Below are 22,210 nucleotides of genomic sequence, written 5' to 3' on the forward strand. Positions count from 1 at the left end.
TCGTGCTCAGTAATAGGATGGGACCGGCGCCTCGACGTAGCCGCCCTGGTCGCTCATGAGTTCGAGCAGGCCCAGCTCCTTGGCCTGTGCCCATTGCCGGAAAGCGTCAGCGCCCTCGCTGCACCCGTTGCTCTTGTCGGGTGTGCTGTCCAGGTATCGGGCATCAGCCTGACTCCACTTCTTCTTATAGTGGGCCAGCCGCTCGACGCCCTTCTTCGTCCCCTCCAGGTCGAACCAAGCGGACTTGAAGTGCTTGCGCGTGGTCAGGATGCCAGTCATCAGCTCGGTGACCCGCGGCACGATGAAGAACTTGTGGCCGGGCAGCAGGCCCTGCAGCTGCTCCTTGACCGACTTGTTGTAGTCGCCCAGGCGCTTGTGGTCCGCGTCGTGTGGGAGGAAGTGACCGCCGTAGACGAAGCCCCGGCGCTGCAGCTCCGTGGCGTAGTGGCGCAGGTCCTCGTCGTGCTCTTCGTAGTACCCGATGAAGCGGTCCTGCATCCGCGAGCACTGCATGAACCAGATGGCAGTCCCATCGCTGCTGCCGATGTCCCAGAAGGTGAACACAGGCAGGTCCAGCATCGGCACGGTCGTGATTCCGCCGCGCTTGCGCACCAGCATCAGTTCCTTGGCGTAGTAGTTGCCCTTCGTGGACTGCTGGAAGGCCTCCTGCGGGGTGGACGGGTATTCCCGCCACATCTGGTCCTCGGCGCCTGCGAAGTCGTTGTTCAGCTTCTCGACGTACCAGGCGCGCTGCCCGGTGTCGATCGTGCAGCCCATCAGGCTCTCGATCTCGTCGAAATAGTCCTGCAGCTCCTGGCTGACCACCACGCCCGCCGGGTCCATGCGATAGGCAGGATCCTGCCACCACGCATAGAAGTGGAAGCGGTATTGCGAGGCCGTCAGCCGGCCCGCGCCGGTGACCAGCGCCATGGCGCGCTGGCACATCCGGTAGAACTCGCCATCCTGCCCTTCCGCGGTGCTCTCCACCACGATGATCCCGGACAGCGGGACAGCCTGGAAGGAGCCCGTGACCACTTCGACGGCCTTGTGCGGGAACTTGGCGCAGATCTTCCCGAACTCGCTGACGTGCAGACGGTGGATGGTGCCACCGCGAACGGAGGTGGCCACGCGCAGGCTGGAGTTGTTGTGGGCGAACAGCAGCTCCTTGGTGCTGGCCCGCGCGAGGGGGAAGCGCTGGCGGATCTCCTCGGGCAGGTGGTCGTAGGCGAACACCACCTTGTCGCGGAAGATGGCTTCGGCCGTCTCGCGATCCTGGGCGATCATGCCGCAGCGCTGGTTGCCGTTGAACAGCGCGTGATCCAGCCACATGAGCGCGATCAGCGTGGTGAAACCCAGCTGCCGCGCCTTGAGGATGAGGTTGCGGTTCCAGAGCCGCATGATGAACCGGCGCTGCGCGCGGTTCGGCTTGAACGGCATCACGAACGAGTCGTCGTCGTCGCTCTCACCCTTGACGATGATCTGGTACAGGCACCCCGAGAAAAGTCTCCACTCCGGGTCCATGAGGCACCGGGCCAGCTCGGCCTCGTCGGTGGGGACCATGGTGGGGTGGGCCGCGATGTGCGGACCGCGCTTGGGTCGGCGCCGGTTGTCCCAGCGGTGGCCCACCTGCGCGTCTACCTCCTGCCCGGGCTTGATGGCCACGGCGTCTTCATCCTCTTCCAGCGTGCCGGGCTCGGCCGGCGCCGCGGCGCGCTTAGACCGGGGCGCCGCCATCGTCATCCTCGCGGGGCTCGAACCCGTTCGTGCCGGATGGCGGGGGCGCCTCTGGGTCATCCGCCACGGGCTTGAACCCATTGCTGTTGCCGTTCGCGATCCGGGCCAGCAGCGCGGCCAGCGGGTCGGCCTTCTGCTGGTTGTCCTTCTCGTAGACGCCCAGGTGCCGCGCCAGCTTCTCGATGGCGTCCATCTTGGAGTGCATCTTGATCTCGATGCCGTCCTTGGTCTGCTTCGCGCCGGCATAGAGGGCCGCAGCTGCGCCGCTGATCTTGCGGGTGTCCTTCAGTACCACGCGCGGGGCACCATCGCCGCCGCAGTGCGGGCACTCGGGGTTGGGCTGCAGGAGAGGGTTGAACCCGATCCCGCCTGCTTCGTCGAACTCGGCAGGGTTCTTGCCCTTCTCCACCCAGTCCTCGCGGTCCCGGTTCATCTCGCCCACGGTGCGCTGGTACTTGTGCCCTTCGCCGTGGCAGCAGCGGCAGCAGCCGGTACGCACCTCCACCAGCTCGCGCGCATCGGCCAGAGCCACGCTGACGATCTCCTGCAACACGCGGTCCGCGGTGATCTCGGTGCGTGCCTGCTGGCGCTTCCTGGCTTCGGACACCGCCAGTTGGATGTCCGGTTTTGACAGGTTCTCCGCGCCCATCTGGCGAGCCGTGCCGGGGCTGTAGCCGGCTCGGATGGCGGCCTGGGTGGCGTTCAGGTCCACCAGGTACTCGTCGACGAACTTCTCTTGCTTGGGCGTGAGCCCGAGCTGGGCGCGCTCGGCCTGCAGCGGTGGGGCGTTCTTCGGAGGCTGGGCGTGCTTGCGAGCCTGCTTTTTGGCCGGAGCCTTCGCCGGCCGCGGCGTGGTTGCCTTCTTCGCGGCGGGCTTGGCCGATGCCGGCGCTGCAGGCGCGGCCTTGCCTGCGGCCCGTTGAGGGGCTGCAGGCTTGGGGGCTATGGTCTTGCGGGGTGCAGGCTTCTTCCCTGCCGGTTCTCTGGCCATGGTCAGGAAGTGTCCCGGGCCATGGCGGGGGAGTCGAACCCTATGCCGGGTTGCCGTGCGGCGCCCGGTCTTGGCACGGCGCGATCGGGGGTCAGATCGGCAGCAGGTGCTGCTGTAGCTCCGGCTTGCTCGCGAGCGCCGCCTTCAGTGCCCGTTCCAGCTTTTCCACGCGCGCAGCCAGCTCGGTGGCCAGGAAAAGATGCTGCCGGCCGTTCTCGATGACGCGGGCGTCTTCCGCGAAGCCCCCCAACGCGCGCGCCGCCGTGCGGGCCTCGGTGGGCGACAGGTCCAGCACCTGCTCGCCGATCTCCAGCTTCACCATGCCGTCGGGCAGGATGCCGCAGAAGATGGCGCGCGGCGGCGGGAACGTCTCGACCAGCTCGTAGTAGCCCCGGGTGAGGCGTTTCAGCTTGCCGTCGTCCACCAGCGCGCGCAGCCGGTCGTCCACGATGCCGAGCTTCAGGCCGGTCAGCGAGGCCACCGTGTCGCGCGAGGCCTGCTGGTCCAGCCCACGAAGATCGCGCACGGCATCGAACACCCGCTGGGTGCTGGTCAGGGGCTTGCCCTGGGGTGCTTCGGTCTTAGGCTTGTCCATTTCCATATTCGTCCCCCTTCCACGGTTTCAGCTTGACAGGCCACAGGCCCGCTTGTTCGATCTCTCGGCGCGTCTCGGCGGCCCACCGCTCGCCCAGCAGCCGATGCGCTTCCCTGCCGCCCTCCACCAGTTGGTACTGGTCGAACAGCTCGTGGCAGCCCACGCGGCCGGGCGCCACCGTGCAGAGCGGAAAGCCCCGGCGGTCGTCCACCTTGAGCCCCATCCCCTTCCCCTGGTTCTCGTGGGCATGCTGGCTGTGGCCGTGGCGGCCGCAGGCCTTGCAGGGCATCGCAGCGACGAGGCGCCGGTAGGGCTCGCTGCGCAGCAGCTCCTCCTTCGGAATGGTGGTGGGCACCGCCTGCGGGTCCACCAGCGCATGGACCACAGCCGGGGCGAACGCGGTCCGGCGCGCCTGGAGCGCCTCCATCTGGCGGGTGAACGCTGCGGATTCCATCGCCGCACGTGCGCGCGCGGCCAGGCGCTCGGCACGATCCGGCTCCGCCGCGGGTAGCCCCCGGGCGGCCGAGGCGAGCCGCGACCGCTTGAGCCCCACGGTGCCGCGGCTCATGGGCTTGGTGCGGGTCAGCATGCCGGTGCCTCCTCGCGCGGGGCGAACTCGATGCGGGCGCGCCAGCAGTCGGCCGGGCGCGCCCGTTTCAGCTTCACGACGCGGTAGCGGGTGGTGGCGCGCGGACCGTTCGCCAGGATCAGGTAGTCGCCCACCTTCACGCCCAGGCCATGGCCGACCACGGACGCCGTCTTTCCGTCCTCGCTCACCGTGATGAAGGTGATGTTGTGGCCCCAGGTTGGGGAGGTGTAGTCGTGCGTCGTGCTCATACCGCCCTCGCCTTCTTCTCTGGGGCTGCCTGGCGGAACGTCCATCCCACCATCGCAGCATCGCGCTCGTGCTGATTGCACCGGCCCTGCCAGCCGGTGTAGGCCTTGAAGTTCTCGGCGGCGCGCTTGGGGCCCTTGGCCGCCGGGCTGATGCCTTGAGCGGGGATGCCCAGCTCCGCGCAGATGGCGTCGATCAAGCGGCACCACGCATCAACCGTCCCCAGGTCGCGCGCCGTGGCCAGGGCGGCGCCCTTCGCGGCCTTGCTGTGCGCGTTCCAGGCGCGACTCTGCAGACGCGAGTCCTCGTAGATCACCCAGTCCGGCCGGGCAGCGCGGATGGTGCGCTCCAGCTCGAGCGGCGCGATCGTGTCCAGCGCCACGAGCTTCCCGCCCTCGAAAGTGGCGAGGCCGGTGTCCATGCCCGGGTCGATGCCCAATATCTTGCTCATGCCGTCCTCCGGGCGATCAGCGCGGTGAACATGCCGCCTTCCTCGCGCCATGACCGGTGCTTGCGCACGTCGGCGATCGTCGGCTTTGCCACGCCATACTCCCGAGCCAGTTCCCCATCTGTGGCGCCGGCATCGATGCGGGCGCGGATGGCACGGACCTTTTGCCAGTCCAGCTTTCCCGTGCGCTGCTTCGCGCGTGCGATCCGCGCCCGCTGCAGTTGAGTAACGGACTTCCCGATCGCCTTGTCTTCGCGGCGTCCGAGGTACATGTGCTGGTACTCGACGCATCGATCGTTCTCGCAATCCACGCGCACTGTCTGCTGGTAGCCCAGCGGGCCGCGCTTGATTTGCCAGATGGTCCGCCGCACCGACGTGGGCACGCCGTCCTTGCCGATGCAGGCCATGGGCCCGCGCCTGGGATCCAGATACCCCGGCCACTCCAGACAGCCATCGATCGTCCGGCGGCTGCGGTTGGTGAGGATTTCCAGCTTCAGCGCATCGGTGAAGTCCCAGTCCTTGATCACCAGGTGGGGGATGCCTTCGATGTAGACGCTCCGGATCAGGTCTTCTGCCTTCAACGCTTCCAGGACGGCGCGCAGGCGTTGGCGCACCTCGTGGTTTCGGGAACCGGCCAAATCGAGCGTTCGCGCCGGCCCCTCGGTGATCCGGGCCAGAACAGCCTCGCGTGTGAATTCGATCTTCATGACTGGGCCCTCTGGAATGCGTCCACGCGCTCCTGCGCGACGGCCTTGAGTGCCCGGGTGCGTCGGCGGTCCTGCCACGCGCGTACCTTCAGGAGGCGCTGGGCCCGGGGCATGCCGCGGGTCAGCAGCGCGCGCAGCGTCTGCAGCTTTGCCAGCGCCTCCGCCTTCGCCGGGCTGTCGGCCTGCACGTCGGGCGCTGGCAGTGCGAGCGCGGCGCGTGGCGCCGGCAGGGCCAGTTGCTCGCGCACGTCGTCCGGCAGGGCCTCCAGCCCCCCGGTGAGGCGGCCGGCGGCGATGGCTTCCTGCACGGCCCGGGTGCGACCCTCGGCGTCGTAGCCCAGGCTGACCTGCAGCTGCGGGCGCCTGCGCATGGCCCGGGCCTCGCCGGTGATGCGCGCATAGCCCTCGATGAAGGCCTGCCGCGCACCGAACTTGTCGCCCGCGGCGAGCAGCGGCGCGGCCAGCCCCCAGGCCTCCGCGATTTCGTTGTTCCATACCACGGTGGCGCGTTCGTCCTGGCTGCTCATGGCCAGGGCGTAGGCCTCGGCGGGCAGCAGGCGACCCAGGGCGTGGTCCGCATACTGCAGCACCGTGCCGGTGAGGATCGGCCCCCTGTGCTCGGCCCGGATGCGCGCCAGGGCCATTTGCAGCACCGGCTTGGGCAGGTGCGCCAGATCGTCCATCAGCAGGCTCAGCGCGGCGGGGCGAATGGCTTGGCCGGCCAGCTCCATGGTGGCGCCCAGCTCTTCGGCGAGCCAGTCGCGTGCGTCTTCGTCAAGCATTGCAGCCCTCCCCGCTCTGAGCTGCGCGACGGGCGGCCCGCTCACGCGACAGGCGTTTCGCCTCCTCGATGGCATCGAGGTTGCCCGCAGTGCGGTCTTCCTGCTGGGCCTGCACCCGCGTCATGCCCGTCCCCGTGCTGGCCTGGGTGTGCCACTTCTCCGCATCGGCCAGCAGGAGGCGCACGGGGTGCATCTGCTGCACCACGAACTGCTCGGCGACACGGCGGACGTAGTGCACCGCCACCCGCGGCGCCGCATCCACGCCCACCCGGTCGATGAACTTCGCCATCTGCCCGGCCACCGACGCGTTCCACACCGGCCATGCGGCGTACCGGACGAAGTAGGCGATCGCGTAGGCCATCCAGGCCTTGAAGGTCTTCGACTTCTCGAGGGGGTAGCTCAGCTCGCCCGGGATCTCGTAGATCGTGCCGTTGGGTGCCGTGAAGCGCCGTGGTGCCGTGGGCTCCGCCTGGGCGTCAGCCCCGGCCGGAGAAGTATCTGCCGTAGTCTCTGAGGTAGTCTCTGTAGTAGTCTTTCTTATCTTAGATTGCGGGGTTGCAGCAGTCCTGTTTGCGGGATTCCCGCAATCTGGCGTGCTGGATTCCGGCGGTCCAGATTGCGGGGGCTCTGCACTCTTGATTGCGGGATTCCCGCAATCTTGATTGCGGGCGGCTTCGGCGGTCAGCAGCTGGGCCTCCAGCTCCTGGAAGTTCACGCGGTAGAACAGCTTGGCGGGGATGCCGCGGCGCTCCTCCTCCATCGCGCCCAGGGCGATCAGGCGCTTGCGGGCCGTCTCTTGCTCGGCCCGCCTGAGCCCCGTCTCTTCCTCCCACTCCACCTGGGACTTGAAGAACCAGCCGTCCTCGTCTTCGCTGCGGCGCGCCCAGTACACGGCCTGGGACAGCATGAGAGCCCCGGTCACACCGATGCCCAGCCCCACGAAGGAGCGCTGGAACGCGATCGGCCGATCCAGATAGTTCGCCAGGTTCATGCCTGGGGCCCTCCTTGCGCCTTCCGCGCCTGATGCTTGCCCCAAAGCCCCGCGACCCACTCCACGCCCTTCGGCGTGAACTTCGTGGTGTTGAAGGCATGCTCGTTCGCGGTAGCCACTCCCGACCGCACGACGAAGCGCCCGGCCTCGATGTGGCTCTGGTAGGCGGTCCACTCCCCGCCCAGGCGGTACATGACCTTCTCCTCCTGCAGGAACGCCCGGAACTCGTGTTCGTTGGCCCGCAGGAGCTTGGCGACCTGGCGAAAGCCCATGGCGCCGTGGGCGGCCACGTATCGGTCCACGTACTCCACCTTCGGCGCGGCCTCCGCCAGCAGCGCTTGCTGCTGCTCGATCTGCTCCGCCTGTTCGGCCGCGAGGCGCAGGGCCTGGGCCATCGTGCGCGGCAGCGCGGGGGCGGCCTGGGCCTCCAGCTCCTGCCAACGATCGACCACGCGGGCCGTGAACTCGGGCGACAGCCGGGCGATCAGCACCAGCGAGTCGCGCTTGCTCAGCCGGCACTCCATGTAGGTCTGCCCGTTCTGCGGGTTGGTCCAGGGGGTCTCCTGAATTTCAGGGCACACCCCCGACTCCCGCAGCGAGCGGCAGACGGGCATCACGTTGTCGTGGCGCTTCCCGGTCAGCTCGGCGATCTCGCGGCTGCTCATCGTCAGGGGCAGCGCTCCCTGGGTTGCGAGGATCGCGCTCATTGCCCCGTGCCCTCCGATTCGGGGGCCCCGAACGGGCCTATGAGCTTCGCGAGCGCGTCGATACGCTTCGAGTCATGGCTGATCTTGTCCACCACCATTTGCCGGTACGTCTTGCCGTGCACCAGCGCGTAGATGCAGTCGCGGAGAACCCCGGCCGTGTCCAGACCGCGCGCAGCACAGTGCTGCAACCACAGCTCGTGGGTCACTTCATCGATCTTGGTCTTGGCGTCGCAGGTCAGCTTGCCGAGCGGGCCTGCGACACCTCGGGCGAACATGGGGTCGTCGTGGTCTTCTGGGGTCGTGCTCATGCGTCCGCCGGTGTGGTTCGTAGGGATGAGCTCTGGGAAGGGGTGCCCTCCCCGGCCGCTCCGGAGTTCGGAAGATCAGCAACCTGGGGTTCCCAGGAGCGGCAGTGCTCAACCAGGGTCGCCAGGTGATGGCGCTCAGCGTTCAGGTCGGGGGATTCATCCAGAGTGCGCGCCACCGAGGCGAGCATCTGAAAAACACGTTCTTTCGGAGAGCGGTCATTCATGTCAGTACGTCCTGAAATCAAACCAGGTGAGCGTGGATCGGCCTGCCCACATCGATCTGGAGGAGGTGGTAGAGCTGCGCGCGCGGGCAGAGCAACTGGTCGCGATTGCGAGGAATACGCTGCGCTCTGCCAGCGGGCTCGCCCGATCTCGGCGTCCACAGGATTGAGGGGCGCGACCTGGGCAGACTGCAAGCGAGCAACGTCTGATCGCGCCTTGGCGCGCAGGTCTTCGAGCGAAGGAATGGCGGGGGTCCGGTCAGCCATGGTTCACCTCCTTCTGCGGGGCGGCCAGAAGGACGAGCACGGGCCCAACGACAATCGAAGCAGCGATGACCCTGAACAGCAAGCCGTCCCCAACGATGAAGCCGACCATTGCCAGAGCCAACAGATGGATCGCCAAAAAGGCGCTGTTGCAGGCGCGCCAGAAGCGCTTTCTCCGAGCTGCGGCGATCCTGCATTGGGGCAGGTTCGTGGGTGTAGGCATTTCCGTGTGGGTTCTGCAATCGGTCATGCGCACCGCCCCCGCACAGACTTGGCTGCGCACCGCGTATGCGCTGATCGCGCTGGCGTACCTGTGGATGGATCTGCACTACACGTCACAGCGGCTGCGAAGGAAGACATGGCGACGCTGAATCGCTCAGCCATGGCCAACCTCCCCTGCTGGGGCCTGGGCGCCCTGGTCTGCCAGCTCGGGCCAGATCAGGTGCCAGTCGTCAGGGAAAAGCTCTTTGCGTGTGGCCACGCCACGGGCTTCAGCGACGGGCGCGAGCCTGATCAGCTTGGCATCGGGGATGCGCCCGGCCTCTTTCCACCCTGAAACGGATGGTGGTTTGACATCCGTCAGCTTCGCGACCTCATAGGTGCCGCCGAGAGCGTTGATCAGTTGAAGTGCGTCCATGCCGACATATTAGGCATGCCTTACATTCGTGTCAATAGGCATGCCTTACCATAAAACCGTAGGCTTGCCTAATGCAAAGTACTCTTGCGGATCGCGTGAAATTGGCCTTGGCTGGCCCCCCGAAGAGGACTCAGAAGGACCTAGCAAAGGCGTGTGGACTCAGACCCCCGTCGGTAAACGGGTGGGTGACAGGAGAGACCAAGACGATTGAAGGGGCCAATCTGGTTTCAGCAGCGGCCTTCTTGGGTGTGAGTCCGATGTGGCTTGCGAAGGGTATCGGGCCCATGCGCCCTGATACCGCCCCGCCCGAAGACGATGATGACTTCCAAGACGTCATGCGGGTGGACGTTCGACTCGCCGGCGGAGACGGTGCGCTCGCCGGACTTGAGGAGGCTATTGGCAACCTCAAGTTCGCGGGTAGTTTCCTGCGCGCCTGCAAGGTGTCGCCCAGCAAGGCTCGAGTCGTGGATGTCCGTGGTCACAGCATGCACCCAACCATTCCCGATGGAGCTGTGGTCCTGATCGATGTGGGTTCAAGGGAGCCGGAACACAATGGCATCTTCGCCCTGGCCAGGCCCGTCGAAGGACTTATCGTAAAAAGGTTGAAGAAGACCGATGACGGCTGGGTCGCGTTCTCCGACAACCCTGTAAACAAGCCCATCCCCATCAATGATGGAGAGCCGATGAAGATTATCGGGAAGGCAGTTTGGATGGGGGTTACGTTGTAAAAAGCAGGCGCTTTGTTCTGCACGGAGGGTGTCATGAGAAAGCTATGGTGCTGCACAGGTATTGCTGCGTTGGCGTTGCTGGGGGAAAATGCGCATGCATTCAATCTATCCTGCGCTGTCGGGGCGAAATGCATTAATTCACAGGGCACTTCCATTCCGTCCAAGCAAGTGCTGGAAATGATGGAACGCTGCAGCGAATTCACTGCAGGCGGCGTGGGTCGGCAAGTGCTCAAGCTGTCGATTCACGAAATCATTCAGAGATCTGGCAAGAACCCAGGGCACCCTTTGTACTCCGCGTACTACGCTTTCAACGAGCTCTACGACAGTCCGCTTCGCTTTGACAGAAAAGCCGATGTGGGCCAGACGAGTTACGAACAAATCGCTCGGTCCTGCCAACAACTTGAGCGCGACTTTGATCGATGGGCCCAGTGATCTCTACTTCACATCAGCAAAGAAGAACCCGGCCTGTACCGCGCACGTCTGGTGGACTGGGACACCGGCGAGGTAGAGTTCGACGGCCCGAGCATTTCTCACCTCATCCGCTCCACGGCCGCAGGCGCGCCGGCGGCGTCCGCCATCCATGTCTGGTACGAGCATGTCAGCATCGGCACCACATCTGTCCAGGCCATGCGCCATGATGCCGAGACACTGGCCCAACGGCTGATGGTGCTGCACGGGCAGTACCGGTAGCTCACGCACACCCCTCGGCCCATTCCGCCCCGCGAGTTGCCCTCGCCTCGGGCGCCGGAATAGAGGCCCTGCTCCGGCTGCCCCACCGATAGCCACAACCACAGCCATCGCTGCAGCTCCGGAGAAGTTGCACTTCTCGGGCCATTTCCTCAAATAAATTAGGCATGCCTATTGACAGGCAAGTAAGGCATGCCTAATATTCACCCATGCCGCAGCGAAGAGCAACGCGGCATGGGGCCCGATCCATCGAGAGCAGCCCGACACGTTCACCCGCGGGCGGCAGCGGAATAGAAAAGGTCGCCAGTGCGAAGGCTAGTAGCGCTCTGCCCCCGGATGGGACACGGCAACGCGAACGAGATATGGCGAAGGAAGGAAACGACCGGCTGCCGATGCACTGCGAAATCCATCCGCTGGGTTCAATACGGCGGTGCGGCATCACGGGAGGCCAAGAGCAAGAACGACCGGCGCGCGAGCGCTGACCACCTCGGGAAAGTAGCGAGGACCATCATCGAAGCGTGCGGCCCAGTGCCCCGTATGGGTGACACGCACCTGCACGCGTGGCGCTTCGATGATGGTGAATGCGAAGCCCTCCGCTGCGCCGAAAGCGTGCGCAGCTCGGTGGAGCATGTGTGGCGCCCGACGGCCCGCTTGCAACGCACTGCATGACCAGCCCGGCAAAGTAGCGGGCCCCATCACCCAGCGCTCTCACGTCGAGGGCGTTTCTGTTTTTCAAGGAGCACGCCATGACTCGCGCACGCACCACGGCCTTCATCTTCCGGGATGCCGACTACTTCGCCGCACACCTCAACGACGGCGGCGTCCGCATCGGGATCGTTGGCGGCGTCTGCTACGACATCCCAGTCGGCCATGCTCACCATGCCCGTGCCGCAGAAGCGAACACCCGCGCCGCCGTCGAGGATCTGCACGACGAGTTGACCAGCGCCACGGCGTGATCCCACCGCGCAGCGCCTGCCCACAGCGGACGCTGCCCAGTGCGCTCCCGCACCCAGTTTTCGCCGCGCGCGCCGTTTCGCTCCTCCCTCCCTCTCTGGTTGGCGCGCACCACGCGGCCTTTCTTTTCGGTGATCCCGCTCAGGGCCGCCTTTCCACCGCGCCGGGGGAGTTCTCCTCCCCTCTCTCTCTTCCCCCGGCACGCCCCCTGGGGCAGCGGTCTTTCTACAACCCGGCCCCGCCCGGGGCCCCAGCCCCACGGAGTCTCGCATGCCTGACGATTTCGTGCTGCCCTACCGCGACCCTGCCGGGAAGCGTTTCGTGCTCATCGGTCCCAGCTGCTACGGCCCCGTGCCCACCTTCCTGCGGTCGGTGGCCGATGTGCGCTGGCTGCTGCAGCAGTACCGGGCAGACGGGTGCCACGCTGGCGTCACCGCCTGGCAGCGCCCGACGGCCGCGGCACCGTGGCAGCTGATGCCCGCCGCGGCCTGACGCCGCCCACCACCTTCCCAGCCGGGCCGGGGGCTCTCCTCCCTCCCTCTCTCTTCCCCCTGCAGCCCTTCGATGGGCAACCGGCTTTTTCTCTTCCCATGCCCGCCTTCAGTGGGCTTTTTTTCGCCTTGAACATGACCGATCCCTACCTGGACTTCCTGCGCAAGAAGATCAAGCTCGCCAGCTTCGCCGGCTTCGACGTGGCACCAGAAGAGGTGAACCCGAAGCTGAAGCCCCACACCCGCGACATCGTGCGCTGGGCGGCCAAGGGCGGGTGTCGGGCGATCTTCGCGAGCTTCGGCCTGCACAAGACCGTGACGGCGCTGGAACTGATGCGCCTGGTGGGCACGCGCCGGCCCGGCATTCGCGGCATCGTCGCGCCGCTGGGCGTGCGCCATGAGTTCATCGGCCAGGCCGCGGAGCATTTCAAGGGCGCCCACGCCATCGACGTGCGCTTCGTCCGCCGGGACAGCGAGATCGACGACGAGCGCACCATCTACCTCACCAACTACGAAGCCATCCGCGAGGGCAACATCAGCCCCGCGCGGTGGATCGCATCCAACCTGGACGAGGCCGACGTGCTGCGCAGCTACGGCAGCAAGACCTACCAGGAGTTCTTGCCCGCCTTCGCGCCGGTGGAGTTCAAGTTCGTGCAGACGGCCACACCCAGCCCGAACCGGTACAAGGAGCTGATCCACTATGCCGGCTACCTGGGGGTGATGGACACGGGCCAGGCCCTGACCCGGTTCTTCCAGCGCGACAGCGAGCAGGCCGGCAACCTCACCCTGTACCCTCACAAGGAAAAAGAATTCTGGCTGTGGGTGGCGTCCTGGGCAGTCTTCATCCAGCGCCCGAGCGATCTAGGCCACTCCGATGAAGGTTACGCGCTGCCGGCGCTGGATGTGCGGTATCACGAGGTGCCGAGCAACTACGAGACGGCCGGCGCCGAGAAGAGCGGCCAGGGCCTGCTGATCCCAGACGTGGCCCTGGGCCTGTCGGCCGCCGCGACCGAGAAGCGGGCCAGCATGCCCGCGCGGATCGACAAGGTGCGCGAGATCGTGGATGCGGATCCTCGGGACAGCTTCGTTATCTGGCACGACCTCGAAGACGAGCGCCACGCCCTGCAGGATGCGATCCCGGAGGCCGTGAGCGTGTGGGGCACGCAGGATCTGGATGAGCGAGAGGACCGCATCGTGGGCTTCGGCGATGGCGCCTTCCGGCTGTTGTCCACCAAGCCGGTCATCGCCGGCGCGGGCTGCAATTTCCAGCGGCACTGCCACCGCGAGGTGTTCGCTGGAATCGGCTTCAAGTTCCGCGATTTCATTCAGGCCATCCACCGCGTGCACCGCTTCGGGCAGACCAAGCCGGTGCGAATCGACATCATCCACACCGAGGCCGAACGGGAGGTGTTGCGCAAGATGCAGGAGAAGTGGCGGCAGCACGACGAAGTGCAGGCCCAGATGAGTAACCTAATCCGCACCTACGGCTTGGACCAGCTGGCCATGCACGAGACGCTGGCCAGGACGATCGGTGTGGAGCGGCGGGTGGTCAAGAGCGACCTCTTCGAAGTGGCCCACAACGACTGCGTGCTGGAGGCTCGCGAGCAGCCGGAGAACTCGGTGGACCTGATCGTGACCAGCATCCCGTTCGCCAACCACTACGAGTACAGCCCCAGCTATAACGACTTCGGGCACACGGAGGGCAATGCGCACTTCTGGGAGCAGATGGACTTCTTGACGCCGGAGCTGTACCGGATCCTGAAGCCCGGGCGGATCGCGGCGATCCATGTGAAAGACCGGGTGCTGTTCGGGAACGTGACCGGTCTGGGACGGCCCAGCATGGACTACTTCCACGAGGAGGCGTCCATGCACCTGCGCAAGCACGGCTTCCACAAGCTGGCCATCGTGACCATCACCACCGATGTGGTACGTGAGAACAACCAGACCTACCGCCTCAGCTACTCGGAGATGTGCAAGGACAGCACGAAGATGGGCACGGGCTGCAGCGAGTACCTGCTGGTGTTCTTCAAGCCTCAGACCGACCTTTCACGCGGGTATGCCGATGTGCCGGTGGCCCGGGCCAAGGCGGACTACAGCCTCGGCCGCTGGCAGATCGACGCGCATGCCTACTGGCGCTCGAGCGGAGACCGGCTGCTGGCTGCCGAGGAGATGGCGGCGATGGGCCCGGGCAAGCTGGCCAAGTTCTTCACGGACGACAGCCTGCGGCGTATTTACGACTACCGGCGCCACGTTGCCATCGGCGAGCAGCTGGAGGAGCGCGGCGCCCTGCCCCGCGAATTCGCCTGCCTGCAGCCCGGGAGCCCCGACCCGAACGTGTGGACCGACATCGCGCGCATGCGAACCCTGAACGGGGAACAAGCCAACCGGTCCGTCGAGAAGCACATCTGCCCGCTGCAGTTCGACATCGTGGACCGCGCGATCGAACGCTGGAGCATGCGTGGCGAGAAGGTATATGACCCGTTCCACGGGCTCGGCACGGTCGGCGTGCGCGCCATCAAGCTCGGCCGGCGCGCCGGCGGGAGTGAACTGAACCCGGGCTACTTCGCCGACCAGGTGCACTACCTGCAGGCGGCCGAGCGTGAGGCCAGCATGCCGTCGCTCTTTGACACCCTGGAGGCCTGACCCGCCTCGCCCCTCCGAGCCCGCCCCGTGCGGGCTCTTTTCGTTTCTGGAGAACCCCCATGGACATCCATCACCCCGCCATGCGCGACACCACGCAAGCCCCCGCCCCGGAGACCCCCAGCACATTCCTCGGCACCGCCGCGTTGGCGGTGCTGGCCTTCGGGCTGCTGATCTGGGCCCAGCACGACGACAGCCAAGCAGACACCCGCCACCGGGCAGCCGCCGAGCAGGCCCACGTCGAAGCCGCCGAGGCGCGCCGCGCCGCCGCAGCAGCCCGCGCGTGCGAGCCCGGCACCACGCCCGCCTGGATCGACGCCACCACCGTGCAGTGCCTGCGCGCCCGCTGATCGCCCCCCTTCCCTCAACCGGCCCGCCGCGCGCGGGCCATCACCCAGGAGAGCACCGTGCCCAAGCTCATCAACCCCACCCTGCAGGCCAAGCGCCAGTCGGTGGTCGATTTCCTCGCCAACGCCGTTCCGTCGGTGGCGGAGGAGGCGACCGACGGCCTCAACGACCTCGTGCACGCCACCACCGAAACCGGCAAGGCCGGCGAAATGACCATCAAGATCAAGATGCGCCCCATCGGCGGCAAGGCCGGCCAGATGGAGATCGAGGCCGAGGTCAAGACCAAGCTGCCGCAGCCGACGCGCGGCAAGACCATCCTCTTCGCGACCGCGGACAACAACCTGCAGCGCACCGATCCGCGCCAGCAGACCCTGGACGGCGTCCGCGACGTGAACCAGGAATCCGTCGCCCAGCAGGGTGGGGTGCGCAGCGTAGCGCCCGAGGCGAAGCAGCCCCTGCGCGCAGTCACCCACTGATCCCGTCTCCCCCACCCGTCCATTTCAAGGAGAACCCATGGACATGAATGAAACCAAGACCGAAACCGCGGCGCAGGAAGTCATCGCAGCCAGCCACCAGCACGTGCGCGACGTGTACGGCACACCGCTGGTGATCCTGCCCGAAGGCTTCAAAGTCGGCCTGATACCCGAGCTCCTGCCGGCCCCAACCCGGAAAAAGGGCACCACGCTCCTGAACGATGCCGAATCCTTCGTGGCGGTCGTGAACGACCAGAAGGGCGCGGACACCCGCCTGTTCAGCACCATCGACCCACCCACGTTCACCGCGGTGTTCAACCACCATGCGGCCGACGCAGGCTGGGGCGATCACCGCGCGCGGTACAACGCCCCGCTGGCCTCCGAGTGGGCGGCCTGGACCGGCATGGACGGCAAGAAGCAGAACCAGGTGGACCTCGCCCAGTTCATCGAGAACAACCTGGTGGACGTGGCATTCCTGGAGCCCAAGGATGGGCACCCCGGCAGCCCGGACGGTTCCACGCTGCTGGAGGTGTGCCGCACGCTCGAGGCCAAGAAGAAGGTGGACTTCAAGTCCGCGATCCGCCTGGCAGATGGCAGCACGCAATTCACGTACGACGAGGACGTGCAGGGCAGCGCGCGCCAGGGCCAGCTTCAGGTGCCCGAGCAGTTCAGCCTCGCCATCCCCGTGTTCGAGAACGGCGCCAAGTGGCGCGTGGACGTGCGGCTGCGCTACCGCATTCAGGACGGCGGCAACCTGGTGATGTGGCTGGAGCTGATCCGCCCGCAGAAGGTGATCGAGGGCGCGGTGCTGGAGCTGCGCGAGCAGATCGCCAAGGACACCGGCCTGCAGATCCTGAACGGCACGCCCAGCTCCTGAGAGAGCGGCCGCCACCAGCGGCCCATGACGGGCTGGATTTATCCGCCCGTCACCTCTCGGACTACATGCTGCCCGTAATGCACGGCGGCGATCCGCGCGAGGTCATCTGTCGGATAACTCTGATCCTTGAGCGGGCGCCGATCTACGACCGTCTCGATCCGATGGCCCCCTGCTGGGTGCCGGTCAATGCGGTAGTAGGCGGCCCAGCTGCCATCGGGCAGTTGCACTGCGTCGCCGTAGACCAGGAAATCCCCCTCTTGCCAAGGATTCAGGGTCGGCAGGTGCTCAACGTTTTCCATGGCACCTCCTTCATCCGCGATGGCTGCTGCCGGCGTCAATTTGACGGGCCGCCGCTTCAAATGCCGCGTCCCTTGCCGCACGCGCGGTCGGGTAACCCGAGCTGGGGAGAGGGACCTTCACATCTTTGCCGTTTTCCCCCACTACGTACGCGTGAGCGATGAAGTCATCCGAGAGGACGTTCCACCCGAGATGCACTCGGATCCGGCTTCCTTTGTAAGGCGACTCCCATCTTTGGGGCGATTCTTCGGTGCCAATCTGGACTGGTCGGATCCGGTCGTCAGAACTTACGATTTTCATCTCCACCTCCTTGGTTGAGCATCGAGTATGACCGAATACACCACCGGCGGGCGAGCGCCTCATACTTTTGGGCGAGGGCCGCGAGCCCGCCTGATCGCCCCACCCCACCAGCCCGCCATGCGCGGGCTTTTTTCATTCTCCCGAGGACACCATGCCCGCACCGAAGAAGGAAACGTGACATGAACCTCCGCCAGCTGAAGAACCAGGACAGGCGCGCCGCCGCGCTGATGATCGGCGCGGGCGATTTCTCCCCTGACGCCTTTGGCCCCGGCCGCGATGGCCGCTGGCATGTCGAATGGCGGTGCAGCTACGAATACGACGAGTGGGACAGTTGCCCAGCCTGGGAAAAGTGGATGGGCATGCGAGCGTGGGAGCACCCCAGCGCCTGCGCGTGGTACGGATTCGATGACCGCACGGGCGAGCCGATCCCAGAGGACCAGCGCCCGCGCGGCATGCGACCCCACGAGGCCCGCGAGTTCTACGCGCTGCGCGCCCCCGCCGGCTTCCGCTGGCGCGGCCGCCGCGTGGTGCCCGTGGACAAGCACGGCGCCATGGTGCGACGCGCAAGGCGCTGAATCCCCGCCGCCGCGGCGGACACCAGGATGATGAGGTGGAGGGGGTCGATCGCTATGAAGAGCTGCATACCGGTTCCTTTCAGAGCCCGCCGCCAGGTGAACAGCACCCAGTCCGGCGCGACTTGTTCCCACTGTTCCACCAAATCTGAAAAACAGGCTGCGGCACGATTTCAGACTTGACAACCCACTGATACCACCTGGCCCGCCGCGAGCGGGCTTTTCCTTTTCGGAGCCCGCATGAAGCGTGACGCCTTCACCCTCCCGCTCGCATTCCCCGGCGAGCTGATCATCGACAACTTCGCCGGTGGTGGCGGTACGTCCACCGGGCTGGAGGCCGCATTCGGCCGGCCCGTGGACATCGCCATCAACCACGACCCCGAGGCGCTGGCCATGCACGCCATCAACCACCCGCACACCCAGCACCTGTGCGAGAGCGTGTGGGATGTGGACCCAATCGCCGTGACCGGCAACCAGCCAGTGGGACTGGTGTGGCTGTCGCCTGACTGCAAACACTTCTCGAAGGCCAAGGGCGGCACGCCCGTGGCGAAGCACATCCGCGGCCTGGCCTGGGTGGGCATGCGTTGGGTGGCGCTCTGCAAGCCCCGCGTGCTGATGTTGGAGAACGTCGAGGAATTCCAGACCTGGGGCCCGCTGCTGGTCGGGGCCGACGGGACCGCGCGGCCGGACCCCGCGCGCAAGGGCAAAACGTTCCAGAGCTTCGTGCGGCAGCTGCGCGCGCACGGGTACGCAGTGGACTGGCGCGAGCTGCGCGCCTGCGACAACGGCGCGCCGACGATCCGCAAGCGCCTGTTCTTGATCGCGCGCCGCGACGGCCTGCCGATCCAGTGGCCCGAGCAGACGCACGCCGCGCCCACCGATCGCCGCGTGCTCGCCGGAAAGCTGGCGCCCTATCGCACGGCGGCCGACTGCATCGACTTCAGCCTGGAGGCGGCCAGCATCTTCGACCGCCAGCGGCCGCTGGCCACCAACACCCTGCGCCGCGTCGCGAAGGGCCTGTTCCGGCACGTCCTGACCAGCGCGTCGCCCTTCATCGTGGGCGTGGGCGGCCGCATGGGCCAGAGCCCCGCGCGCAGCGTGCACTCGCCCCCCCCCGCGCAGACCATCACGGCCAAGGCGGACAGCTGCATCGCGCAGCCGGTGCTGACGCCCTACATGGTCAACACCCGCAACGGCGAGCGCGCGGGCCAGCAGCCGCGCGTGCGTGGCGCCCAGGAGCCGTATTGGACGGTGACGGGCTTGGGATCGCAGGGCGCGCTCGCGGCGCCGGTCATGACGCCGTTCCTCACCGAGCACGCCAACAGCAGCAACCAGCGGACCATGGCGGCCGACGAGCCCCTGCGCACGATCTGCGCCCAGGTGAAAGGCGGGCACTTCTCGGCTGTCGCGCCGGTGATCGCCCCGCTGCGCGGCACCAGCGAGCAGCACCTGCAGGGCGACGACGCCCGGGAACCGCTGTCCACCGTATCCGCAGGCGGCACGCACCACGCCCTGGCCGGCGCCGTGCTGGCAGCCGCGATCGTCACCAACACCACCGGGCACCCCGGCGCGACGGCGGACACGCCGCTGGCCACCATCACCACGGGCGGCCACCACGCCATGGCGGCGGCCGCGCTCATCCCCGTGGCGCATGGAGAGCGCCGGGCCGGCGAGACGCGCACCGCGGACCTGGACGACCCAATCGGAACGCTGCATGCCGGCGGCGGGGCGTTCGCGCTGTCCGCCGTGCACCTCACGCACCTGACCCACCACGGGGATCGGCCGGGCCGGCAACCCGACCAGCCCCTGCCCACCATCACGGGTGCGCACCGCGGCGAGCAGGCCATGGTGGCCGCGATGCTGGAGCAGGCCAACGGCGGCTTCTACGACGGCGACGGCCGGCCCGTCGAAGCCCCGGCCAGCACCATCACCAGCAGCGGGGCACAGCAGCGACTGGTGACGGCCTACCTGGTGAAGTACTACAGCGAGGGTGGCCAGGACAGCGCCTGCGGCGCGCCGATGCACACCGTGCCGACCAAGGCACGCATGGGCCTCGTGCAGACCGTTCAGGTGCCGGCCGACTGCCTGGCGCCGGAGCACCAGGCCCGCGCGCGGCAGTGCGCCGAGCTGCTGCACACGCACCTGCCCGAGCAGTTTCCCGACCCGGCCGGCCTGGTGCTGATGCAACACGCTGGCCAGTGGTGGGTGCTGGTGGACATCACGCTGCGCATGCTCAAGCCGGTGGAGCTGTTCCGCGCCCAAGGCTTCCCGGCGGACTACGTGATCCACGAGATCCCGGACCCCGCCCTGCTCTTCGCAGGCGGCAAGCAGGCAGCCCACCCGCTGGAGGTGCCGCGCATCCCGCTCACCGCCACGGCGCAGGTCCGTATGTGCGGCAACAGCGTCAGCCCGCCGCAGGCCGAGGCCCTGGTCCGGGCCAACTTCGGCCACGAGACGGCATGGATGGCCGTCGCCGCATGACCCCCGCCCGCACCAGCGGGCATGTTTTTTGGAAGCCCCATGTCCCGAGCCCCCACCCTTCCCCTCTACACGCCGCCGGATGGCACCTACCTTGGCACCGAGCTGCAGCGATCCCCCGGCATCCCCGCCGACCGCTACCAGGCCTTCGAGCTTCCGAGCCGAATGGGCGACCGCCTGCACTACCCCGACGGCCGGGTGGAGCCCTTCCCGGAGCCCCTGGCATGAGCACGCCGAGCGAAACCATCGCAGAGCGCCGCGCCCGGCTTTCCACCCCCGACGCGCTGCGCGCCGCCGCCCGCGCGCGGGATCTGTGGTGGCAGCAGCGCCAGACCCACCTGCGGTGCGCCAGCTGCGGCGCCCCCATCACCCACCGGCCCGCCGAGGGCCAAGGCCTGCCCTGCGGGCACTGATCCACAACACAGGAGGAAACCGTGGCTGCAACTGCATACCCTTTGACCTGGCCCGAGGGCTGGAAACGCACACCGGACGCATCGCGCACGCCCGGCGCATTCGGCTCTCAGAAGAAAAACCGCTACGGGACGGCCCGCAAGGAAAACGTCACCATCGCCGAAGCCACGGGCCGGCTGCTGGCAGAACTGGAGCGCATGGGCGCCGCGCAGCGATCCATCGTGCTGTCCACCAACCTGGTGCTGCGGCAGGACGGGCTGCCGCGCTCCGGCCAGGCCGCGCCGCGCGACCCCGGCGCCGCGGTCTACTGGGACGACCCCTACAACCGCCAGCCCCGGTGCATGGCCATCGACCGGTACACGCGGGTCGAACAGAACATCGCGGCCCTGGCGGCCACCGTCGAAGCCATGCGAGCCATCGAGCGGCACGGCGGCGCCGTGGTGCTCGAACGGGCTTTCACCGGCTTCTCGGCCCTGCCCGCGCCCATCGTCGCCGGGATGAAGCGGCATTGGCGCGACGTGCTGGGGTTCCAACCCGACGCGCGCGTGACCGCGCAGACCCTGGCCGATCGCTACCGGATCCTCGCGTCCGCCAACCACCCAGACTGCGGCGGCGATGCCGAACGGATGGCCGACATCAACCGCGCCCGGGAGGAAGCGCAGCAGGAGATCGCGAATGGCTGACCGCCCCATCCTCTTCAGCGCACCCATGGTGCGCGCCCTGCTCGCAGGGACGAAGACCCAGACGCGGCGTGTCTGGAAGCTGCCGCGTGGCTGCCAGTGGTATGCCGAGTTGGGAGGCGAATCCGAGGGCTGGGTCATCGATCCGGGCCAACCCTGGTGGCTGCATGTTGACGAATTCCGCTGCCCCTACGGCCAGCCGGGCGACCGGCTCTGGGTGCGCGAGGCCTGGCGCACTGTTGCCGAGGCCGATGCACTTCCGCCTCGCGACCTGAACGAAGCGCACCGCATCTGGAATGAGGCCGATGCGCCGCATCAGCCGGGCGCGGGCAAGCTACGCCCGGGCATGTTCATGCCCCGCTGGGCCAGCCGCATCACGCTGGAGATCACGGCCGTGCGCGTCGAGCGCCTGCAGGACATCAGCCGCGAGGACGCCATGGCCGAGGGCATCGTCATCCAGCCCGATGGCGGCTACGGCCTCGCCGACACCACCCACTACCACGCCACCGACCCGCGGCAGAGCTATTTCTCGCTGTGGGAAGCCATCAACGGCCCGGGCAACGTCGAGGCCAACCCCTGGGTGTGGGCCGTGACGTTCCCCGCGGTGGGCCCAGGCCATGGGTAGGCGCCGCCGCTTCCGCTGGACCCGGAAGACCTACCGGGAGGCCCACCGCGCCGCCCGGGTCTTCGACGGCTACGGCTTCATGTACCACGACGAGCCGCCGATGGTGGCCCGATTCCGTGAGCTGTGGGAAGCACACCCCCAGCACGAAGACCCTCTCACCCGACCACTTTGGGCGCGCCGGCCGCCCGGCGATGACGACGTCCCTTTCTGAAGGATCAACATGACCACCAATACCGACACCACCGACCACACCGCCGCCCGCACCACCTGGGTGGAGCAATGCGCAGCCCGATTCATTTTCCGAGGCGGCCTCGATGCCGCCGGGGCGACGGATTTCGCGGAAGCCTGCGCCGAGCAAGAGGCCGACATCAACGGCCCGGACCCAGCCGAATGGGAGAAGCCGGAAGACGTCGCCGACGAAGACATGAG

At 67.2% G+C, this 22,210-nt stretch carries 31 protein-coding genes and 1 pseudogene; 18 read left to right on the top strand and 14 right to left on the bottom strand.

What is annotated here, in order from left to right:
- Nucleotides 1–6 precede the first annotated feature (6 nt).
- The 12 genes from BLR99_RS19840 to BLR99_RS22820 form a co-directional block, all read right to left on the bottom strand.
- A complete protein-coding gene (locus tag BLR99_RS19840) occupies nt 7–1,740 on the bottom strand; it encodes a terminase (protein WP_228193854.1) in 1,734 nt (577 codons plus the stop codon).
- Nucleotides 1,715–2,725 carry a terminase small subunit gene (locus BLR99_RS19845; RefSeq protein ID WP_074687446.1) on the bottom strand — a complete coding sequence of 337 codons (1,011 nt, stop codon included), beginning with the start codon at nt 2,723–2,725 and terminating at the stop codon, nt 1,715–1,717. Before BLR99_RS19845 ends, BLR99_RS19840 begins: the two co-directional genes overlap by 26 nt.
- Before the next feature lie 91 nt (nt 2,726–2,816).
- On the bottom strand, nt 2,817–3,320 hold the full coding sequence (locus BLR99_RS19850; protein ID WP_046060023.1) for a hypothetical protein: 504 nt from the start codon (nt 3,318–3,320) through the stop codon (nt 2,817–2,819).
- Complete coding sequence (locus tag BLR99_RS19855) at nt 3,307–3,909, bottom strand: DUF968 domain-containing protein (protein ID WP_074687447.1); 603 nt, start codon at nt 3,907–3,909, stop codon at nt 3,307–3,309. Before BLR99_RS19855 ends, BLR99_RS19850 begins: the two co-directional genes overlap by 14 nt.
- Entirely contained in the window at nt 3,903–4,157 is a 255-nt protein-coding gene (locus tag BLR99_RS19860) for a hypothetical protein (protein ID WP_011794830.1), read from the bottom strand. The genes BLR99_RS19855 and BLR99_RS19860 overlap by 7 nt, the downstream gene beginning before the upstream one ends.
- Nucleotides 4,154–4,606, bottom strand: coding sequence for a hypothetical protein (locus BLR99_RS19865; RefSeq protein WP_074687448.1), 453 nt, complete (start codon nt 4,604–4,606; stop codon nt 4,154–4,156). The genes BLR99_RS19860 and BLR99_RS19865 overlap by 4 nt, the downstream gene beginning before the upstream one ends.
- Complete coding sequence (locus BLR99_RS19870) at nt 4,603–5,310, bottom strand: helix-turn-helix domain-containing protein (protein WP_074687449.1); 708 nt, start codon at nt 5,308–5,310, stop codon at nt 4,603–4,605. Before BLR99_RS19870 ends, BLR99_RS19865 begins: the two co-directional genes overlap by 4 nt.
- Nucleotides 5,307–6,092, bottom strand: a complete 786-nt coding sequence (locus tag BLR99_RS19875; RefSeq protein WP_074687450.1) for a hypothetical protein — start codon at nt 6,090–6,092, stop codon at nt 5,307–5,309. The genes BLR99_RS19870 and BLR99_RS19875 overlap by 4 nt, the downstream gene beginning before the upstream one ends.
- Complete coding sequence (locus BLR99_RS19880; protein WP_074687451.1) at nt 6,085–7,083, bottom strand: hypothetical protein; 999 nt, start codon at nt 7,081–7,083, stop codon at nt 6,085–6,087. Before BLR99_RS19880 ends, BLR99_RS19875 begins: the two co-directional genes overlap by 8 nt.
- Complete coding sequence (locus BLR99_RS19885) at nt 7,080–7,790, bottom strand: phage antirepressor KilAC domain-containing protein (protein WP_074687452.1); 711 nt, start codon at nt 7,788–7,790, stop codon at nt 7,080–7,082. The genes BLR99_RS19880 and BLR99_RS19885 overlap by 4 nt, the downstream gene beginning before the upstream one ends.
- A complete protein-coding gene (locus tag BLR99_RS19890) occupies nt 7,787–8,098 on the bottom strand; it encodes a hypothetical protein (RefSeq protein WP_074687453.1) in 312 nt (103 codons plus the stop codon). The genes BLR99_RS19885 and BLR99_RS19890 overlap by 4 nt, the downstream gene beginning before the upstream one ends.
- The gene (locus BLR99_RS22820; RefSeq protein WP_139160186.1) at nt 8,095–8,322 is read right to left on the bottom strand and encodes a hypothetical protein; all 228 of its coding nucleotides are present in this window, start codon (nt 8,320–8,322) and stop codon (nt 8,095–8,097) included. The genes BLR99_RS19890 and BLR99_RS22820 overlap by 4 nt, the downstream gene beginning before the upstream one ends.
- 329 nt (nt 8,323–8,651) lie before the next feature.
- Between BLR99_RS22820 and BLR99_RS19895 the strand changes: the two genes are divergently transcribed.
- Nucleotides 8,652–8,954, top strand: coding sequence for a hypothetical protein (locus BLR99_RS19895; RefSeq protein ID WP_139160187.1), 303 nt, complete (start codon nt 8,652–8,654; stop codon nt 8,952–8,954).
- A 5-nt stretch (nt 8,955–8,959) separates the two neighbouring features.
- Here the strand turns inward: BLR99_RS19895 and BLR99_RS19900 are convergent, their stop codons facing one another.
- Complete coding sequence (locus tag BLR99_RS19900) at nt 8,960–9,220, bottom strand: carph-isopro domain-containing protein (protein ID WP_074687455.1); 261 nt, start codon at nt 9,218–9,220, stop codon at nt 8,960–8,962.
- A 71-nt stretch (nt 9,221–9,291) separates the two neighbouring features.
- On the opposite strand from BLR99_RS19900, the pseudogene BLR99_RS23805 reads away from it, so the two are divergent.
- The 10 genes and pseudogenes from BLR99_RS23805 to BLR99_RS19945 all read left to right on the top strand — a co-directional run.
- Nucleotides 9,292–9,474, top strand: a pseudogene (locus BLR99_RS23805) (helix-turn-helix domain-containing protein); the annotation flags it as partial.
- A gap of 30 nt (nt 9,475–9,504) precedes the next feature.
- Nucleotides 9,505–9,948 carry a S24 family peptidase gene (locus BLR99_RS23215; protein ID WP_233427246.1) on the top strand — a complete coding sequence of 148 codons (444 nt, stop codon included), beginning with the start codon at nt 9,505–9,507 and terminating at the stop codon, nt 9,946–9,948.
- A gap of 33 nt (nt 9,949–9,981) precedes the next feature.
- Nucleotides 9,982–10,380: a hypothetical protein gene (locus tag BLR99_RS22825; protein ID WP_139160188.1), complete on the top strand. Its 399-nt coding sequence runs from the start codon at nt 9,982–9,984 to the stop codon at nt 10,378–10,380.
- A gap of 51 nt (nt 10,381–10,431) precedes the next feature.
- Nucleotides 10,432–10,638, top strand: coding sequence for a hypothetical protein (locus BLR99_RS19915; RefSeq protein WP_233427247.1), 207 nt, complete (start codon nt 10,432–10,434; stop codon nt 10,636–10,638).
- Between the two features lie 743 nt (nt 10,639–11,381).
- Nucleotides 11,382–11,591, top strand: coding sequence for a hypothetical protein (locus BLR99_RS19920; RefSeq protein ID WP_074687459.1), 210 nt, complete (start codon nt 11,382–11,384; stop codon nt 11,589–11,591).
- A gap of 268 nt (nt 11,592–11,859) precedes the next feature.
- Nucleotides 11,860–12,081, top strand: coding sequence for a hypothetical protein (locus BLR99_RS19925; protein ID WP_041827323.1), 222 nt, complete (start codon nt 11,860–11,862; stop codon nt 12,079–12,081).
- A 134-nt stretch (nt 12,082–12,215) separates the two neighbouring features.
- Nucleotides 12,216–14,723 carry a DNA methyltransferase gene (locus BLR99_RS19930; protein WP_074687469.1) on the top strand — a complete coding sequence of 836 codons (2,508 nt, stop codon included), beginning with the start codon at nt 12,216–12,218 and terminating at the stop codon, nt 14,721–14,723.
- 59 nt (nt 14,724–14,782) lie between these two features.
- Nucleotides 14,783–15,070: a hypothetical protein gene (locus tag BLR99_RS19935; RefSeq protein WP_074687460.1), complete on the top strand. Its 288-nt coding sequence runs from the start codon at nt 14,783–14,785 to the stop codon at nt 15,068–15,070.
- Nucleotides 15,071–15,127: 57 nt separating this feature from the next.
- Nucleotides 15,128–15,544 carry a YfdP family phage-associated protein gene (locus BLR99_RS19940; RefSeq protein WP_074687461.1) on the top strand — a complete coding sequence of 139 codons (417 nt, stop codon included), beginning with the start codon at nt 15,128–15,130 and terminating at the stop codon, nt 15,542–15,544.
- A gap of 37 nt (nt 15,545–15,581) precedes the next feature.
- Nucleotides 15,582–16,418: a YfdQ family protein gene (locus BLR99_RS19945; protein WP_074687462.1), complete on the top strand. Its 837-nt coding sequence runs from the start codon at nt 15,582–15,584 to the stop codon at nt 16,416–16,418.
- 38 nt (nt 16,419–16,456) lie between these two features.
- Here BLR99_RS19945 and BLR99_RS19950 read toward each other — a convergent pair whose 3' ends face one another.
- Nucleotides 16,457–16,717 carry a hypothetical protein gene (locus BLR99_RS19950; RefSeq protein WP_041827321.1) on the bottom strand — a complete coding sequence of 87 codons (261 nt, stop codon included), beginning with the start codon at nt 16,715–16,717 and terminating at the stop codon, nt 16,457–16,459.
- A gap of 477 nt (nt 16,718–17,194) precedes the next feature.
- Between BLR99_RS19950 and BLR99_RS19955 the strand changes: the two genes are divergently transcribed.
- From BLR99_RS19955 to BLR99_RS19990, 7 genes are all read left to right on the top strand, one after another.
- The gene (locus BLR99_RS19955) at nt 17,195–17,590 is read left to right on the top strand and encodes a hypothetical protein (RefSeq protein WP_074687463.1); all 396 of its coding nucleotides are present in this window, start codon (nt 17,195–17,197) and stop codon (nt 17,588–17,590) included.
- Nucleotides 17,591–17,827: 237 nt separating this feature from the next.
- Nucleotides 17,828–20,068, top strand: a complete 2,241-nt coding sequence (locus tag BLR99_RS19960; RefSeq protein WP_074687464.1) for a DNA cytosine methyltransferase — start codon at nt 17,828–17,830, stop codon at nt 20,066–20,068.
- A 39-nt stretch (nt 20,069–20,107) separates the two neighbouring features.
- The gene (locus BLR99_RS19965; protein ID WP_074687465.1) at nt 20,108–20,293 is read left to right on the top strand and encodes a hypothetical protein; all 186 of its coding nucleotides are present in this window, start codon (nt 20,108–20,110) and stop codon (nt 20,291–20,293) included.
- On the top strand, nt 20,290–20,478 hold the full coding sequence (locus BLR99_RS19970) for a hypothetical protein (protein ID WP_074687466.1): 189 nt from the start codon (nt 20,290–20,292) through the stop codon (nt 20,476–20,478). The genes BLR99_RS19965 and BLR99_RS19970 overlap by 4 nt, the downstream gene beginning before the upstream one ends.
- A gap of 21 nt (nt 20,479–20,499) precedes the next feature.
- Nucleotides 20,500–21,159, top strand: a complete 660-nt coding sequence (locus tag BLR99_RS19975; RefSeq protein ID WP_074687467.1) for a J domain-containing protein — start codon at nt 20,500–20,502, stop codon at nt 21,157–21,159.
- Nucleotides 21,152–21,781 carry a hypothetical protein gene (locus BLR99_RS19980; protein WP_046059980.1) on the top strand — a complete coding sequence of 210 codons (630 nt, stop codon included), beginning with the start codon at nt 21,152–21,154 and terminating at the stop codon, nt 21,779–21,781. Before BLR99_RS19975 ends, BLR99_RS19980 begins: the two co-directional genes overlap by 8 nt.
- Nucleotides 21,782–22,001: 220 nt before the next feature.
- The coding region (locus BLR99_RS19990) for a hypothetical protein (protein ID WP_074687468.1) at nt 22,002–22,210 on the top strand (209 nt) is incomplete at its 3' end.

Source organism: Paracidovorax citrulli (assembly GCF_900100305.1).
Lineage (GTDB): Bacteria > Pseudomonadota > Gammaproteobacteria > Burkholderiales > Burkholderiaceae_C > Paracidovorax > Paracidovorax citrulli.